This window comes from Kitasatospora sp. NPDC054768 (genome assembly GCF_053612025.1).
This window is the reverse complement of record NZ_JBSHBN010000183.1, coordinates 1-17600: the sequence shown is the minus strand read 5'-3', so window position 1 is coordinate 17600 and position 17600 is coordinate 1. Positions and strand designations below refer to the sequence as shown.

The window sequence follows — 17600 nt, the reverse complement described above, 5'->3', positions numbered from 1 at the left end:
TTCGGACCGCCTTCCAGCGGACCCTCCGGGCTTCGTTCTTTCGTGTTTCCAGCTTATCAGATGTTTTCCGCTCCGTTTTCCGGAGTTTCATTCATTCGATTCGCTTTCGCCTTTCGGCGCTCCCGAACTCTATCAGAGTTTCTCGGTCCGTTTTCCCCGGTCGTTCTCGAATTCAGATTCGAGCCCGTTTCCGAGGGGCCGTCCCGTGGGGCAACCCGGAGAACATTACGCACCGGGTTGCCCCACGTCAAACCAGCCTCAGCCGGTGTTGAGCGAGCGTCAGACCTCGACGACGACCGGCAGGATCATCGGCCGGCGGCGGTAGTTGTCGGCGACCCACTTGCCGATGGTGCGGCGGACCAGCTGCTGCACCAGACGGGGCTCCAGGACACCGTCGCTCGCCGAGCGGTCCAGCGCCTCCTGGAGCTTGGCGGCCACCGGGACGAACGCGTTGTCGTCGATGCCGGAGCCGCGGGCCTGGATGGTCGGACCGCCGACGATCTTGCCGTTGGTCGAGTCGACCGCGACGAAGACCGAGATGAAGCCCTCCTCGCCGAGGATCCTGCGGTCCTTGAGCGAGGCCTCGGTGATGTCGCCGACCGAGGAGCCGTCCACGTAGACGTACCCGGCCTGCACCTTGCCGACGATGCGGGCGACGCCGCCCTCCAGGTCGACGCAGACACCGTCCTCGGCGATGACCACGCGGTTGCGCGGCACCCCGGTGGCGATGCCCAGCTCGGCGGCCGCGCGCAGGTGGCGCCACTCGCCGTGGACCGGCATCAGGTTGCGCGGCTTGCAGATGTTGAAGAAGTAGAGCAGCTCGCCGGCCGAGGCGTGGCCGGAGACGTGCACCTTGGCGTTGCCCTTGTGCACGACCTTGGCGCCCCATCGGGTCAGGCCGTTGATCACCCGGTAGACGGCGTTCTCGTTGCCCGGGATGAGCGAGGAGGCCAGGACGACGGTGTCGCCCTCGACGATGCGGATCTGGTGGTCGCGGTTGGCCATCCGGGACAGCGCCGCCATCGGCTCGCCCTGCGAACCGGTGCAGATCAGCACGACCTCCTTGTCCGGCAGGTCGTCCAGCTGCTTGACGTCCACGACCATGTTGCCGGGGACCTTCAGGTAGCCGAGGTCTCGGGCGATGCCCATGTTGCGGACCATCGAGCGGCCGACGAAGGCGACCTTGCGCTTGTACTCGTGGGCCGCGTCCAGGACCTGCTGGATGCGGTGCACGTGGCTCGCGAAGGAGGCCACGATGATCCGCTTGTCGGCGTTCGCGAAGACGTTCCGCAGCGCCGCCGAGATGTCCCGCTCGTGCGGGATGAAGCCGGGGACCTCGGCGTTGGTGGAGTCCACCAGCAGGAGGTCCATGCCCTCCTCCGCCAGCTTGGCGAAGGTCGGCAGGTCGGTCAGGCGGCCGTCCAGCGGCAGCTGGTCCATCTTGAAGTCGCCGGTGGCCACGACCATGCCGGCCGGGGTGCGGACCGCGACCGCCAGGGCGTCCGGGATGGAGTGGTTGACGGCGATGAACTCGCAGTCGAAGGGGCCGATGCGCTCGCGCTCGCCCTCCTTGACCTCCAGCACGTACGGCCGGATGCGGTGCTCGACGAGCTTGGCCTCGATCAGCGCCAGGGTCAGCTTGGAGCCGATCAGCGGGATGTCCGGGTTCTCCCGCAGGAGGAAGGGGACGGCGCCGATGTGGTCCTCGTGCCCGTGGGTGAGGACGATGCCGTCGACCTTGTCGAGACGGTCCCGGATGTAGCTGAAGTCCGGGAGGATCAGGTCCACGCCGGGCTGCTCGTCCTCGGGGAAGAGGACGCCGCAGTCGATGATCAGGATGCGGTCGCCGTACTCGAGGACCGTCATGTTGCGGCCGATCTCGCCGAGGCCGCCGAGCGGAGTGATGCGGAGGGCGCCCTCCTTCAGTGCCGGGGGCGCGCCGAGCTCGGGGTGCGGGTGGCTCAAAAGACTCTCCTCACGACGCACGCCATATGCCCGGGGTCCTCCCCCTGGAGACATATGGCGCGCGTACTCAGTGTCGTTTTCCTACTGGGTCTGTGCTCTCGCGCCTTCGGACCGGTTCAGCGGCGGACCCTGGGAGGTCCGGCGAGCCGGGGCGCGCACGTCCGTGTCTGTCAAAGGTGTACCCCGCCGGCGGCGAGATCCTGCTTCAATCGCTCGATCTCCTCGGGCGTCGCTCCGACCAGCGGCAGTCGCAGCGGGCCGGCGGGCAGGCCCTGGAGTTCCAGCGCGGCCTTGCCGAGGATCACGCCCTGGGTGCGGAACATACCGCTGAACACCGGGAGCAGGCGCTGGTGGATGCTCGTGGCCTTGACCACATCGCCCGCCAGGAAGGCCTCGATCATCGCCCGCAGGTCCCCGGCCACCACGTGCCCGACGACGCTGACCACGCCGACGGCTCCGACGGACAGCAGCGGCAGGTTGAGGATGTCGTCGCCGGAGTACCAGGCGAGGTCGGAGCGGGCGATCGCCCAGGCCGCGGCGCCGAGGTCGCCCTTGGCGTCCTTGTTGGCGACGATCCGCGGGTGCTCGCCGAGGCGGACCAGCGTCTCGTGGCTCAGCGCGACCCCGCTGCGGCCCGGGATGTCGTACAGCATGACCGGCAGCCCGGTCGCGTCGGCGACGGCGACGTTGTGCCGGTACAGGCCCTCCTGCGGGGGCTTGCTGTAGTACGGCGTGACGACCAGCAGGCCGTTCGCTCCGGCCGCCTCGGCCTGCCGGGCCAGCTCGACGCTGTGGTGGGTGTCGTTGGTCCCGACGCCGGCGACCACGTGGGCGCGGTCCCCGACCGCCTCGACCACGGCGCGGACCAGCTGGGCCTTCTCGGCGTCGCTGGTGGTCGGGGACTCACCGGTGGTGCCGTTGACGACGAGGCCGTCGTTGCCGGAGTCCACGAGGTGCGTGGCGAGGCGCTGGGCGCCGTCGAGGTCGAGCGCGCCGTCGGCGGTGAACGGGGTGACCATGGCGGTCAGGACCCGGCCGAACGGCGTCTGGGGGGTGGAGGTCGGAGCCATGCGTCCAAAGCTACTCGTAGGCGGTGGGGCGTTGCCCATGCCGGTCCAGTGTTCGGACAGGTGTAGCGCGTCGGTGGCGCGGACGTGGGATTCCGGTGCTGCCCGCTCGGGGGTTCGGGCAGCACCGGAATCCGTGTTCACGAATGTAGGGAGCGGCTAGATAAGCCGCAATCCAGACATGCCAGACACTCTGCCCGTATGCCGGTCGTCCCAGGTCAGGGGGCGACCCGGCCGTGCTTCTCGAAGGCCGCATGGGTGAGCGGCATGAGCCGGGCCCACTGCTCCTCCATCTGCTCGGCGACCATCTCGATCTCGCGCTGCGGGAAGGACGGCACCGCCGAGTTCTCCCGCCGGGTGCGCAGCGACAGGAAGTGCATCAGCGAGCGCGAGTTGCAGGTCGCGTACATCGAGGAGAACAGGCCCACCGGCAGTACCGCGCGGGCCACCTCGCGGGCCACTCCGGCGGCCAGCATCTCCTGGTAGCGGGCGTAGGACTCGCGGTACGCGGCCTCCATCGCCCCGGTGGTGGTGCTGTGCTGCTCCGGCGTGCCCTCGTGGAACTCGTACTTGCCGGGGCGGCCCTGCTGGACCAGCTTGCGCTCCTCGCCCGGGACGTAGAAGACGGGCTGCAGCTCGCGGTAGCGGCCGGACTCCTCGTTGTACGACCAGCCGCTGCGGTGCCGGTGGAACTCCCGGAACACGAAGATCGGCGCGCTGATGAAGAAGGTCATCGAGTTGTGCTCGAACGGCGTGCCGTGCCGGTCGCGCATCAGGAAGTTGATCAGGCCCTTGGACTTCTCCGGGTCCTGCTGGAGGGCCTCCAGGGACTGCTCGCCCGCGGTCGAGACCCGGGCCGCCCAGATGACGTCCGAGTCGGCGGCGGCGCTGCGGACCAGCTCCACCGTCACGTCGCTGCGGAAGCTGGGGGCCGTCGGTTCGTCGCTCACGCGTTACTCCTTGCGGGTTCGGTGCTGTGCAGCTTGATGGCGTGCTGCATGGTCTTGCGGGCGCGCGGGGTGTCGCCGGCGTCGGCGTACGCCACGGCGAGGCGGAACCAGACCCGCCAGTCGCCCGGCGCGGCCTGTGCCTCGGCCTGGCGGCGGGCGAACACCGCGTCGGCCGAGGCCCGGTCGATCCGCCCGCCCTTGCTGCGCTTCAGCTCGTCCACCGGCAGGCCGCCCTCGGCCTCCAGTTCGTGGGCCAGCCGCTCGCTGTCCCGGCCGAAGCGGACGGTCTGGCGCAGGAACCAGACGCCGATCACCGGGATCACGAAGGCGCAGATCCCGATGCCGATGCCGAGCGGCTTGCCGGTCGCGATCAGCTGGACGCCTTCGCCCACGCAGACCAGGGCGACCAGCAGCAGCACGCCGGACAGGACGAAGAAACCGGTACGGGAGGTCATCGGGCCCCTCCGGGAGTCGGCTCGGTTCGGATCGACACTGTCACAGGTCCAGGAAGTGTTCGAGGCCGAAGGTCAGCCCCGGCGTCCCGACGACCTTGCGCACGCCCAGCAGGATGCCCGGCATGAAGCTGCTGTGGTGCAGCGAGTCGTGCCGGATGGTGAGCGTCTCACCGGTGTCGCCGAACATCACCTGCTGGTGGGCGAGCAGGCCGCGCAGCCGTACCGCGTGCACCGGCACCCCGTCCACGTCGGCGCCGCGCGCGCCGGGCAGGCTGTGGGTGGTCGGGTCCTGCTGCGGCGGCCGGCCCGCCTCGGCCCGGGCGGCGGCGATCAGCTGGGCGGTGCGGGTCGCGGTGCCGCTGGGCGCGTCGGCCTTGCGGTCGTGGTGCAGCTCGACCACCTCGACCGACTCGAAGTACCGGGCGGCGATCTGGGAGAACTTCATGCCGAGGATGGCGCCGATGGAGAAGTTCGGGGCGATCAGCAGGCCGAGCTCCGGGGCCTCGGCCAGCCGGGCGCGGACGGTGGCGAGCCGCTCGTCCGTCCAGCCGGTGGTGCCGGTGACCACGTGGATGCCGTGGTCCAGGCAGTAGTCCAGGTTGCCCATCACCGAGTCCGGATGGGTCAGCTCGACGGCGACCTGGGCACCGGCCTCGGTCAGCTCCTCCAGCTTCGAGCCGCGGCCGAGGGCGGCCACCAGCTCCAGGTCCGGCGCGGCCTCGACGGCCTTGACCGCCTCGGAGCCGATCCGACCCCTGGCGCCGATCACGGCGACACGCAGCGTCATAGCAAAGTTCCTCTCACCTGGGAATCAGCGGATCAGACCAGCAGATCGGCGAGCTTGGCGGCCCGCTTGTCATTGACCGGGCCGATCAGCGCGAGCGACGGCCGGTGCGCGCCCAGCACATCACGCGCCACCGCGTGGACGTCCTCCAGGGTCACCGCGGCGATCCGCTCCAGCATGTCGTCCACCGACAGGTGGTGCCCGTAGCTGAGCTCGGCCTTGCCGATCCGGTTCATCAGCGAGCCGGTGTCCTCCATGCCGAGCACGGTGGAACCGGAGATCTGGCCGATCGCCCGGTTCAGCTCCTCCTCGGTGATGCCCTCCTCGACCACCTTGGCCAGCTCGGCGCGGCAGATCCGCAGCACCTCCTCGACCCGCTTGGGCTGGCAGCCCGCGTAGATGCCGAACAGGCCGCTGTCCGCGTAGGACGAGGAGTACGAGTAGACCGAGTACGCCAGGCCCCGCTTCTCGCGGACCTCCTGGAACAGCCGGGAGCTCATCCCGCCGCCGAGGGCCGCGTTGAGCACGCCCATCGCCCAGCGGCGCTCGTCGTGCCGCGGCACCCCGGGCACGCCCAGCACCAGGTGGGCCTGCTCGGTGGAGCGGTTGAGCACCTCGACCCGGCCGGCCGTGCGCAGCGCCTTGACGCCGCGGCGGGCCTCCGCGGGGGCCGCGGTGGAGGCCGCCAGCACCGTCGCGAAGGCCTCCTCGACCTGCTTCACCACCTTGCGGTGGTCGAGGTTGCCGGCCGCCGCGACGACCAGCTGCTCGGGCCGGTAGCGGCGGCGGTAGAAGCCGGCGATCTGGTCCCGGGTGAGCGTCCTGATGGTCTCCTGGGTGCCGAGGATCGGGCGGCCGAGCGGGCCGCTGCCGAAGATCACCTTGGCGAACAGGTCGTGCACCACGTCGCCCGGGTCGTCCTCGGCCATCGCCATCTCTTCCAGGATGACGCCGCGCTCGGACTCCACGTCCTCGGGCCGGATCAGCGAGCCGGTGACCATGTCGCAGACCACGTCTATGGCCAGCGGCAGGTCGGTGTCCAGGACCCGGGCGTAGTAGCAGGTGTTCTCCTTCGCGGTGAAGGCGTTCATCTCGCCGCCGACCGCGTCCAGGGCGGCCGAGATGTCCAGCGCGCTGCGCCGCTCGGTGCCCTTGAAGAGCAGGTGCTCCAGGTAGTGGGTGGCGCCGTTGAGCTGCGGGGTCTCGTCCCGCGAGCCGACGCCGACCCAGATGCCGAAGGTGGCGGAGCGCACCGTGGGCAGGGTCTCGGTGACGACCCGAAGGCCGCCGGGGAGGACGGTGCGGCGTACCGTCCCGGCGCCGTCGACGCCCTTGAGCAGGGTCCGGGTGGTGCCGGGACGCTGCATTACCGCCGGGGCCTGCGCCACGGGGGGTACCTCCAGAGGAAACGCACGTGTGGATGGGCACGTACGGACGAACGCGTGGACAACGGGGTGCGGCCCGCACGCCGGGAGGCGTACGGGCCGCGGGGTCAGCTAGCGGCGCTTCACTCGGAAGCGGCCTCGCCGCCCTCCTCGCCCTCGACGACCGGGATCAGGGAGAGCTTGCCGCGCGGGTCGATCTCGGCGATCTCGACCTGGACCTTGGCGCCGACGCCGAGGACGTCCTCGACGTTCTCGACGCGCTTGCCGCCGGCCAGCTTGCGGATCTGCGAGATGTGCAGCAGGCCGTCCTTGCCCGGCATCAGCGATACGAACGCGCCGAACGTCGTGGTCTTGACCACGGTGCCCAGGTAGCGCTCGCCGACCTCCGGCATGGTCGGGTTGGCGATCTGGTTGATCGTGGTGCGGGCGGCCTCGGCGGCCGGGCCGTCGGCGGCACCGATGTAGATGGTGCCGTCGTCCTCGATCGTGATCTCGGCGCCGGTGTCCTCCTGGATCTGGTTGATCATCTTGCCCTTGGGGCCGATGACCTCACCGATCTTGTCCACCGGGATCTTGATGGTGATGATGCGCGGCGCGTTCGGGGACATCTCGTCGGGCGAGTCGATGGCCTCGTTCATCACGTCGAGGATGTGCAGGCGGGCGTCCTTGGCCTGCTTCAGCGCGGCGGCGAGCACCGACGCCGGGATGCCGTTCAGCTTGGTGTCCAGCTGGAGGGCGGTGATGAAGTTGCGGGTACCGGCGACCTTGAAGTCCATGTCGCCGAACGCGTCCTCGGCGCCGAGGATGTCGGTCAGCGTGACGTAGTGGGTCTCGCCGTCGATCTCCTGGGAGATCAGGCCCATGGCGATGCCGGCGACGGCGGCCTTCAGCGGCACACCGGCGTTCAGCAGCGACATGGTCGAGGCGCAGACCGAGCCCATCGAGGTGGAGCCGTTGGAGCTGAGCGCCTCGGAGACCTGCCGGATGGCGTACGGGAACTCCTCGCGGGTCGGCAGCACCGGCAGCAGGGCGCGCTCGGCGAGCGCGCCGTGGCCGATCTCGCGGCGCTTGGGCGAGCCCACGCGGCCGGTCTCACCGACGGAGTACGGCGGGAAGTTGTAGTTGTGCATGTAGCGGCGGCGCGTCTCCGGGGAGAGCGTGTCCAGCTGCTGCTCCATGCGCAGCATGTTCAGCGTGGTGACGCCCAGGATCTGGGTCTCGCCGCGCTCGAACAGGGCCGAGCCGTGCACCCGCGGGATGGCCTCGACCTCGGCGGCCAGGGTGCGGATGTCGGTGACGCCGCGGCCGTCGATGCGGACCTTGTCCTTGATGACGCGCTCGCGGACGATCTTCTTGGTCAGCGCGTTGTAGGCGGCGCTGATCTCCTTCTCGCGGCCCTCGAACTCGGGCAGCAGCTTCTCGGCGGCCAGCGCCTTGACGCGGTCCAGCTCGTTGTTGCGCTCCTGCTTGCCCGGGATGGTCAGGGCCTGGGCGAGCTCGTCCTTGACGGCGGTGCTCAGCGCGGCGAGGACGTCGTCCTGGTAGTCCAGGAAGACCGGGAACTCGCCGGTCGGCTTGGCGGCCTGGGCGGCCAGCTGCGACTGCGCGGCGCACAGGACCTTGATGAACGGCTTCGCGGCCTCCAGGCCGGAGGCGACGATCTCCTCGGTCGGCGCCTCGGCGCCGCCCTCGACCAGCTTGATGGTCTTGTCGGTGGCCTCGGCCTCGACCATCATGATCGCGACGTCGCCGTCCGGCAGGACGCGACCGGCGACGACCATGTCGAAGACGGCCGACTCCAGCTCGCTGTGGGTCGGGAAGGCCACCCACTGGCCGTTGATCAGCGCGACGCGCACGCCACCGATCGGGCCGGAGAACGGCAGGCCCGCCAGCTGGGTGGACGCGGAGGCGGCGTTGATGGCGACCACGTCGTACAGGTGGTCGGGGTTGAGCGCCATCACGGTGACGACGACCTGGACCTCGTTGCGCAGGCCCTTGACGAAGGACGGGCGCAGCGGGCGGTCGATCAGGCGGCAGGTGAGGATCGCGTCCTCGGAGGGCCGGCCCTCGCGACGGAAGAACGAGCCGGGGATACGGCCCGCGGCGTACATCCGCTCCTCGACGTCCACGGTCAGCGGGAAGAAGTCGAAGTGCTCCTTCGGCTGCTTGGACGCGCTGGTGGCCGACAGCACCATGGTGTCGTCGTCCAGGTAGGCCACGGCGGAACCGGCGGCCTGACGGGCCAGACGGCCGGTCTCGAAGCGGATGGTACGGGTGCCGAAGGAACCGTTGTCGATCACGGCCTCGGCGTAGAACACGTTCTCTTCCACCTGGAAGATCTCCTCTTTCGTACGTCTCCGGGAGAGCGTCCCCGCGTACTGCCTGCGGTGGGCCCCGGGCCCTCGCCAGGAGGGCGGCAGTCGGGCCGGTCTTCGATCGAAGCCTCCGGAGTGCCCCGCTCGGTCTGCGGGGGTTCCGACGGCCACTACCGAGGACCGGCGCCTCACGGCTGCCGGGCCGGCTTGGGCGGTCCGCGTCTGGACGCTCTCTCGGATGCGGGCGGCTTCCGTTTGAAGCCTTCGTCCCGCGGGGGGTTCGGGTCCTTCTGCCCGGGTGGCGCGCTGTTTGCGCCATCACCCGGCATGCCCACAACCCTACGGTGCAATCCTCGGCCACCTGGGGAGGTGCGCGCGAGTTGTTATCTGCGGGCGCCGCGGCCCGATCGCCGCGGCATACGCGCGAGGGGCGGCTCCCCGGTGTGGGGAGCCGCCCCGAGCGGCGGTCTTAGCGGGCGCCACCGGCGGCACCGCGGCGGATGCCCAGGCGGTCGACGAGCGTACGGAAGCGCTCGATGTCCTTCTTGGCCAGGTACTGCAGCAGGCGGCGGCGCTGGCCGACCAGGATCAGCAGGCCACGACGCGAGTGGTGGTCGTGCTTGTGGATCTTGAGGTGCTCGGTCAGGTCCGAGATACGACGGGAGAGCATGGCCACCTGGACCTCGGGGGAACCGGTGTCGCCCTCCTTCTGGCCGAACTCGGCGAAGATCTGCTTCTTGACGTCAGAGGCGAGAGCCACTGCAACTCCTTCGGGGTCTACCGAGCGGTCCTGGTCGACAGCACAGGACTCATCGAGAACTCGGTGTCGCGAGCACCGCCGACGCCCTGCGGCCCACGACGGGGCTGCGGACACACGGCTGCGCTCGGAGGCCAAGCGTACCAGTGCCGCCCCACCCGGCCGTCCGGCGGATCCGCGGGCGGCCGGGAGGGCGGCATCGGGGGCCGCGGCGGGCGGCCCGCGGGTCAGCCGGTGGCGCCGCGGACCAGCCGGTAGATGTCCAGGACGGCGAGCGCCAGCGGGACGAGCGAGATCAGGGTGAGGCTGTCCACCAGGTCCAGGATGCGCCCCCAGAACGGGGAGACCCCGAGCCGCGGCACCACCAGGGCGATCGCGGTGAGCAGCGCGGCACCGAAGGCGATCGAGGCGGTCAGCCAGATCGTGCGCAGGTCGAGCTCGGTGGTGGAGCCGGCCGCCCGCAGGAAGAACTGCGGGGTGTGCAGGGAGAGCCCGACGATCAGCAGGCTCAGGCCGAGCAGGCCGGCCACGGTGAGGCTGAGCACCTGCGCGGTGTAGCGGAACAGCCGGGCGCGCAGCATGGTGGTCAGGCCCAGCGCGAGCGCGAGCAGCTCGGGGAAGGTCTCGTCGGTGAAGCCGAGGACGGCGCAGGCGCCGACCACGACCGCGGCGCAGCCGCCGACCAGGCCGACCAGCACCTCGTGGCCGCGGCGGGCCTGGTGCGCGATCCGCTCGTACTGGACGGCCTCGGCGCGCTCGGCCTCCTCGTCGTAGTCGCGGCTGCGGGTGCGGGTCTGGCCGGGGGCGCTGAAGCCGACCGGCAGCCGGGCGAAGCGGGCGGAGAGGCTCGGCAGGAAGCCGACCACGGCGACGGCGGCGACGCCGGTGACGGCGGCGATGTGCCCGGCCGGGGTCTGCGGCAGCAGGACGGCCGCGAAGGTGGCGAGCGCGCCGGCGGTGGAGACCAGGGCGGCGGCGACGAACACCGCGTCCTTCTCCGGCAGCAGGCCGGCCAGCAGCACGGAGACCACCAGGACGGCGACGCAGCCGGCCAGGAACTGGAGCCGGCCGGGGCCGTCCCCCGGGTGGGCGACGGCGATGAGGCCGCTGCCGCCGATCATGGCGTGCGGCAGCGCGCCGAGGCCGAGCGCGACGGCCGCGTGGGCGTCCCGGTAGACCCGGGCGCGCACCCCGGCGAGCGCCGTGAGCACGACGGCGGTGACGCCGGCCAGGACACCGGGCAGGCCGTGCATGTCGTGGCGCAGGTCGGAGAACCAGAGCGCGAAGCCGAGCAGGGTGAGCAGCACCCCGGCGCCGATCAGGCCGAAGCCGCGCATCAGCTCGGCGGTCCAGAACCGGCGGTCGGCCTCGACGGCGCTGGCGATCGCGTCGGCGACGTCGTCGTAGACGGCCGGCGGGAGCGACTCGGCGAACGGGCGCAGCGCCAGCAGGTCACCGTCGCGGACCTGCTGGGCGGCCAGCGGCAGCCCGCTGTCGAGCACCGTGCCGTCGCGGCGGACCAGGTGGAAGCCGGTGGGGGTGCCGTCGGGCTGGCTCTGGTTGGCCAGGCGCAGCACCTCGGGGTAGACGTCCGCGAGCGGGACGTCCTCGGGCAGGGCGACGTCGATCCGGCGGTCCGGGGCGACGACGGTCACCCGGCAGTAGCCCGTCGCGGCGGCGCTCATGCGTCCACCTCGCTGCGCTCGCCCATGAGGGCACCCACCTCGATCCTTCGACGCACTTGGCGCTCCCCCTTGTTGACGGTGCCGAGGCACGGCGGCGCTCGGTGTTGCTGTGGAACCGGCCCGGCCGGGCCGCGAGTTGGCGCGGCGTTACCCTACCCGTTCGGTTCGTGTCCGCTGCCGGTGCGTACCGGGCCCTGGCGGGCGGTGCGGGGGCGACCGTTAGGATCGGCGCCTGCGCAAAGGTACGGGGGCTGCGCTGGGTGGGGCGTCCTCAGCCACCGGATTCCCGTACGGACCGTACGCAATCGCGTGAGGGCTGATACCGAAGTGATCGATCGACGCCGCGGGGTGGATGACACATGGGTGTGATCACGGTCAAGCGACCGGCCAGGGCGTACCCGCCCACCGTGCCGGACGAGCCGGTGGAGCTGGTCAGCCCGCCCGAACTGCCCCGGCAGGGCGGCGAGGACTGGCTGATGAGCATCCTGCCGATGATGGGCATGGGTGGATCGGCGGTGTTCTTCTTCTCGCCGGGGGCCGCGGCGCCGATGAAGATCATGGGCGGTCTGATGATCGCCTCGACGCTCGGCATGGTGCTGGCGCAGATCGTCCGGGCCCGCAAGGGCGGTTCGACCGCGATGGCGGACGAGCGGCGCGACTACCTGAAGTACCTCCAGCAGACCCGCCGCCAGGTGCGCCGCACGGCGGAGCGCCAGCGCGGCGCGCTGCTGTTCCTGAACCCGGCGCCGGACCAGCTCTGGTCGATCGTCGAGGACGGCCGGCGGCTGTGGGAACGGCGGACCGGGGACGGCGACTTCGCGCAGATCCGGGTGGGCCTCGGGCCGGTGCAGCTGTCCACGCCGCTGGTGGCACCGCAGACCGCGCCGATGGACGAGCTGGAGCCGCTGTCGGCGGCCGCGATGCACTCCTTCCTGAAGGCCCACGGCACCCTCCAGGACCTGCCCCTGGCGGTCTCGCTGCGGGCGTTCTACCACATCACGGTGTGCGGGGACCCGGACTCGGTGTACGGGAACGTGCGCGCGATGATCGCCCAGCTGACCACCCTGCACTCGCCGGACGACCTGATGGTCGCGGTCGCGGCCGCGCCCGGTGCGGCCGACGAGTGGGAGTGGACCAAGTGGCTCCCGCACAACCAGCACCGCAAGGAGGCCGACGGCGCGGGCTCGCGCCGGCTGTTCGCGACCGACCTGGGCGACCTGGAGTACCTGCTCCAGGACGAACTGGCCGGCCGCCAGCGCTTCGTGCGGGAGGTGGCGCCGCCGTCCGACCAGCCGCACCTGGTGGTCGTCATGGACGGCGCCGGGGTGCCGCACGAATCGCTGCTGGCGAGCCCGGAGGGCGTGCAGGGCGTGACGGTCATCGAGGTGGTGCCGGGCGAGGTCGACGAGCCCAGCGGGCACCTGATGGTGACGGTCGGCGCCGAGGAGCTGGTGCTGCGCTCGGCCTCCGGCGCGACGTACACCGGCAAGCCCGACCTGCTGTCGGTGTGGCAGTCCGAGGCGCTGGCCCGGCAGTTGGCGCCGTACCGGATCTCGGCCGGCGGGGACGACGAGCCGCTGCTGTCCAACCTCGACTTCACCGACATGATGGGCTCGGGCGACCCGGGCTCCTTCGACGTGGCCCGCAGCTGGCGCCCGCGCGCCCAGCACGAGCGGATGCGGGTGCCGATCGGCGTCGGCGCCAACGGCGAGCACGTCTACCTGGACATCAAGGAGGCCGCGCTGGAGGGCATGGGCCCGCACGGCCTGTGCGTGGGCGCGACCGGTTCCGGCAAGTCGGAGCTGCTGCGCACGCTGGTGCTGGCACTGGCGATGACCCACTCCTCGGAGATCCTGAACTTCGTCCTCGCCGACTTCAAGGGCGGTGCGACCTTCTCCGGCATGGCGGACATGCCGCACACCTCCGCGGTGATCACCAACCTGGAGGGCGAGCTCACCCTGGTCGACCGCATGCGCGACGCGATCGAGGGCGAGCTGCACCGCCGCCAGGAGCTGCTGCGCTCGGCGGGCAACTACGCCAACATCCACGAGTACGAGCGGGCCCGGGCGGCCGGCGCGGCACTGGACCCGCTGCCCTCGCTCGTTCTGATCATCGACGAGTTCTCCGAACTCCTCACCGCCAAGCCCGACTTCATCGAGATGTTCATCCAGATCGGCCGGATCGGCCGCTCGCTGGGCGTGCACCTGCTGCTGGCCTCGCAGCGCCTGGAGGAGGGCAAGCTGCGCGGCCTGGACACCTACCTGTCGTACCGGATCGGTCTGCGCACCTTCTCGGCCGCGGAGTCCCGGGCGGCGATCGGCGTACCGGACGCCTACCACCTGCCGCCGGTGCCGGGCGTCGGCTACCTCAAGTTCGGCGAGGACGTGATGGACCGGTTCAAGGCCGCCTACGTCTCGGGGCCGTACCGGGCGCCGGGGCAGCAGCGGTCGACCGGCGGGCGGCGGGTCAACGCGCGCCCGGTCGAGTTCACCGCGGCCTTCGTGGACCTGCCGGACCCGGTGGAGGAGGAGGTCGCGCCGCCGGCCCCGGAGCAGGACGACGCCCTGGTGGACACCGTGCTGGACGTGTTCGTCCAGCGGATGGCCGGCCAGGGCCCGGCCGCGCACCAGGTGTGGCTGCCGCCGCTGGAAGAGGCGCCGAGCACGGACCACCTGCTGCCGCCGCTGCAGGTCGTGCCGGAGCGCGGACTGACCGCGCCCGGTTACCCGGCGGGCCGGCTGCGGGTGCCGATCGGCATCGTCGACAAGCCGCGCGAGCAGAAGACGGACATCCTGGAGGTCGACTACGCGGGGGCGGCCGGCCACGGCCTGATCGTGGGCGGCCCGCGCTCCGGCAAGTCCACCGTGGTGCGCACCACGGTGGCCTCGTTCGGCCTCACCCACACCCCGCTGGAGGTGCAGTTCTACCTGCTCGACTTCGGTGCGGGCAGCTTCCAGTCGCTCGCCGGGCTGCCGCACGTCGGCGGGGTGGCCGGGCGCCTGGACGTGGACAAGGTGCGCCGGATGGTCTCCGAGGTGCACGGGGTGCTCAACCGGCGCGAGGAGCTGTTCCGGGCCGCCGGGATCGACACCATCGGCACCTACCGGGCCCGCAGGGCGGCCGGCCAGCTGCCGGACGAGGCCTTCGGCGACGTCTTCCTGGTGATCGACGGCTGGAACACCTTCAAGCAGGAGTTCGAGGGTCTGGAGCCGGTGATCGGCGACATCGCCCAGCGCGGCCTCGGCTACGGCGTGCACCTGGTCATCACCGCGGCCCGGTACGCCGAGGTGCGCCCGGCGCTGAAGGACCTGCTGCAGAACCGCACCGAGCTGAAGCTCGGTGACGCGATGGAGTCCGAGGTCGACCGCCGGGTGGCGCAGAACGTCCCGCCGCTGGCCGGGCGCGGCATCACCCCGGAACGGCTGCACTTCCTGTCCGGCCTGCCGCGCCTGGACGGCTCCTCCTCGGTGGACGACCTGCAGACCGGGGTGGCCGGGCTGGTCAGCGCCGTCGACGGGGCCTGGACCGGCCCGCGCGCCCCGCAGGTGCGGATGCTGCCGGCCGTGCTGGACGGCCACTCGCTGCCGAAGGGCTTCGAGCACCCGGAGCGCGGCGTCGCCTTCGGCGTGGACGAGGCGGAGCTGGCGCCGGCCTTCGTCAACTTCGAGACCGACCCGCTGTTCATCGTCTTCGGCGACACCGAGTCCGGTAAGTCGGCGGTGCTGCGGATGCTCATCAAGCAGATCACCGAGCGCTACACCCCGGACCAGGCGGGCATCGTGGTCGGCGACTACCGGCGCGCGCTGCTCGGCACCGTGCCGCCGGAGTACCTGGTGGAGTACGCGGCCGCGCAGCCGGCCATGGCGGCCATCGTCGACATGCTGCGCGGCGCCTGCTCGCGCCGCCTGCCGGGCCCGGACGTGACCGCCGAGCAGCTGCGCAACCGCAGCTGGTACAGCGGCAAGGACATGTTCGTGATCGTCGACGACTACGAGCTGGTCTCGACGAGCTCGGGCAACCCGCTGGCCCCGCTGGCCGAGTTCCTGCCGTTCGCCCGCGACATCGGCCTGCGGGTGATCGTGGCCCGCAGCGCGGGCGGCGCCGGCCGCTCGCTGTACGAGCCGGTGCTGCAGCGGATGCGCGAGCTCGGCGGCCAGGGCGTGATCCTCTCCGGCAACCGGGACGAGGGCGCGCTGCTGGGGACGGTCAAGCCGCAGGCGCTGCCGCCGGGCCGGGGCGTCTACGTGTCACGCCGGGTGACCAGCGGGCAGATGGTCCAGACGGGCTGGCTGCCGGTGGCGTAGCCGCGCCGGCCGTCACGGACGGTGAGCGAAGGGGTCGGACCCGTGGGGTCCGGCCCCTTCGGCGTCCCAGGTTCCGAAACGTTACCTGCCACTTTCCGGGCGGGGGCTGCGGTTCCCGTACCCGGCCGGGGAGTTGCCGGGCGATTCGGGGGCACCTGGCGTGTCGCCGTCCATCCGGAGTGTGGCCTTTGAATCACGCTGCTCCCCCTTTGTTCACCTTCGATTCAATTGCCATATGGCTGAGGTAACAAGTCGGACAAAGCTCGCAATGACCGAAAGTGATCATCGGATCGCATGTCCGTGCCGCTCACCGCAACGGATTCCGAAGCAGTTCCGGCGTTGACGCAATCAATACGCCCAAGGTTCCATGGCGGCCAGGGAGCGACCGGAACCGGACACCGAGCAACCAGCCAGCGGAGGCGATACCGCTCCCACTCCAGCACCGCAGAGCCGATCGGAAGCCACATGACCGACACGCTTCGTCCGCCACAGAACGTAGCCGCCCCGGCGGCCGAGGCGGCCGCGCCCCAGCAGCTCAAGCGCTCGATCGGCGTGGTGGGCGGCACCCTGCTCACGCTGTCCTGCGTCACGCCCGCCTCGACGCTCTTCGTGATCGTGCCGGAACTGTTCTCCAGCATCGGCAGCGCCACCGCGCTGGCCATCGCGATCGGCACCGTGCTCTGCGTCGCGGTCGCGTTCTGCTACTCCGAGCTCGGCACCCTGATCCCCAGCGCCGGCGGCGAGTACGCGATGGTCGGCACCCTCGCCGGACGGCTGATGGGCTGGCTGGTCTTCGTGCTCTCGCTGATCGTGGTGATGATCGTCCCGTCGGTCATCGCCCTCGGCACCGCCGACTACCTCGCCCCCGTCCTGCACCTGGACAAGGCCATGACCGGCGCCGCCGTGATGCTGGCCGCCACCCTGGCCGGCCTGCTCGACCTGCGCGCCAACGCCTGGATCACCGGCATCTTCCTGGTCCTGGAGGTCATCGCGGCCGGCGTGGTCTCGGTGCTCGGCTTCGCCCACACCAACAGCGGGGCCCCCAGCCTGCTGCACGGCGTGGTCACCGGGGACAACGGCGCCACCACCACGGTCAGCGTGGGCGCCATCGTCGGCGCGCTCGGCATCGCCCTGTTCATCACCCAGGGCTTCTCCACCGCGGTCTACCTGTCGGAGGAGCTGGAGAACCCCCGCCGCAACGTCTCGCGCACCGTGCTGTGGACGCTCGGCATCTCCTCGGCCGTCATCCTGGTCCCGGTCGTCGCCATCACCATGGGCGCCCCCGACCTCCAGACCCTGTCCGCCGGCGACATCTCCGGCATGGTCACCGCCTGGAGCAACTCCGCGGTCGGCACCTTCATCAGCCTCTGCGTCGCGCTGGCGATCATCAACGCCGGCATCGTCATGGTCATCCAGAACTCCCGGGTGCTGTTCGCCTCCGCCCGCGACAAGGCCTGGCCGGAGCCGGTCAACAAGGCCTTCGGCACCCTCGGCCGCTTCGGCTCGCCGTGGATCGCCACCCTGGCGGTCGGCCTGCCCGGCGCCGCGCTCTGCTTCGTCAAGGGCGAACTGCTGAGCAACATCACCGGCGTCGCCGTCACCGGGATGTACCTGCTGGTCGCGATCGCCGCGCTGCTCTCCCGCCGCGCCCACCACAAGCACGCCGCCGCCTGGCGGATGCCGCTGTGGCCGGCCGTCCCGGTCGTGCTGATCGCCGTCCTGGTCTACGTCATGACCAAGCTGGACACCGAGCCCCTGCTGTGGACCGGCGGCATCACCGCCGCCGCCACCCTCTACTGGCTGTTCTACCTGCGCCCCCGGCAGGACACCCGCTGGGTGATCAGCCTCCCCGAGGACCAGCAGGACTGACCCCCACCCCTCCCCCACACGGCGGTGCCCCCGGGCCCCCCCCCCCCCCCGGGCCCCCCCCCGC

11 protein-coding genes are annotated in these 17600 nt (G+C 71.2%); 2 read left to right on the top strand and 9 right to left on the bottom strand.

Annotated elements, in window-relative coordinates; all coding sequences use genetic code 11:
* Positions 1-279 precede the first annotated feature (279 nt).
* The 9 genes from ACWGKU_RS35445 to eccD form a co-directional block, all read right to left on the bottom strand.
* On the bottom strand, positions 280-1965 hold the full coding sequence (locus tag ACWGKU_RS35445) for a ribonuclease J (protein ID WP_401044796.1): 1686 nt from the start codon (positions 1963-1965) through the stop codon (positions 280-282).
* 170 nt (positions 1966-2135) lie between these two features.
* Complete coding sequence (gene dapA, locus ACWGKU_RS35440; RefSeq protein ID WP_359911591.1) at positions 2136-3035, bottom strand: 4-hydroxy-tetrahydrodipicolinate synthase; 900 nt, start codon at positions 3033-3035, stop codon at positions 2136-2138.
* 215 nt (positions 3036-3250) lie between these two features.
* Positions 3251-3982 (bottom strand): FAD-dependent thymidylate synthase, encoded by a 732-nt coding sequence (thyX, locus tag ACWGKU_RS35435; RefSeq protein ID WP_359911594.1) that lies wholly within the window; start codon positions 3980-3982, stop codon positions 3251-3253.
* Positions 3979-4437, bottom strand: a complete 459-nt coding sequence (locus ACWGKU_RS35430; RefSeq protein ID WP_359911597.1) for a tetratricopeptide repeat protein — start codon at positions 4435-4437, stop codon at positions 3979-3981. Before ACWGKU_RS35430 ends, thyX begins: the two co-directional genes overlap by 4 nt.
* A 40-nt stretch (positions 4438-4477) precedes the next feature.
* On the bottom strand, positions 4478-5224 hold the full coding sequence (dapB, locus tag ACWGKU_RS35425; protein WP_401044792.1) for a 4-hydroxy-tetrahydrodipicolinate reductase: 747 nt from the start codon (positions 5222-5224) through the stop codon (positions 4478-4480).
* A 32-nt stretch (positions 5225-5256) separates the two neighbouring features.
* Positions 5257-6588 carry a M16 family metallopeptidase gene (locus tag ACWGKU_RS35420; RefSeq protein WP_401044799.1) on the bottom strand — a complete coding sequence of 444 codons (1332 nt, stop codon included), beginning with the start codon at positions 6586-6588 and terminating at the stop codon, positions 5257-5259.
* A 140-nt stretch (positions 6589-6728) separates the two neighbouring features.
* The gene (locus tag ACWGKU_RS35415; protein WP_401044790.1) at positions 6729-8936 is read right to left on the bottom strand and encodes a polyribonucleotide nucleotidyltransferase; all 2208 of its coding nucleotides are present in this window, start codon (positions 8934-8936) and stop codon (positions 6729-6731) included.
* Positions 8937-9390: 454 nt separating this feature from the next.
* Positions 9391-9681, bottom strand: coding sequence for a 30S ribosomal protein S15 (gene rpsO, locus ACWGKU_RS35410; protein ID WP_401044788.1), 291 nt, complete (start codon positions 9679-9681; stop codon positions 9391-9393).
* A 224-nt stretch (positions 9682-9905) separates the two neighbouring features.
* Positions 9906-11363, bottom strand: coding sequence for a type VII secretion integral membrane protein EccD (eccD, locus tag ACWGKU_RS35405; RefSeq protein WP_401044785.1), 1458 nt, complete (start codon positions 11361-11363; stop codon positions 9906-9908).
* Between the two features lie 359 nt (positions 11364-11722).
* Between eccD and eccCa the strand changes: the two genes are divergently transcribed.
* Together eccCa and ACWGKU_RS35395 are read left to right on the top strand one after the other, a co-directional pair.
* A complete protein-coding gene (gene eccCa / locus ACWGKU_RS35400; protein WP_401044782.1) occupies positions 11723-15667 on the top strand; it encodes a type VII secretion protein EccCa in 3945 nt (1314 codons plus the stop codon).
* Between the two features lie 465 nt (positions 15668-16132).
* A complete protein-coding gene (locus ACWGKU_RS35395; RefSeq protein ID WP_401055809.1) occupies positions 16133-17536 on the top strand; it encodes an APC family permease in 1404 nt (467 codons plus the stop codon).
* Positions 17537-17600 lie beyond the last annotated feature (64 nt).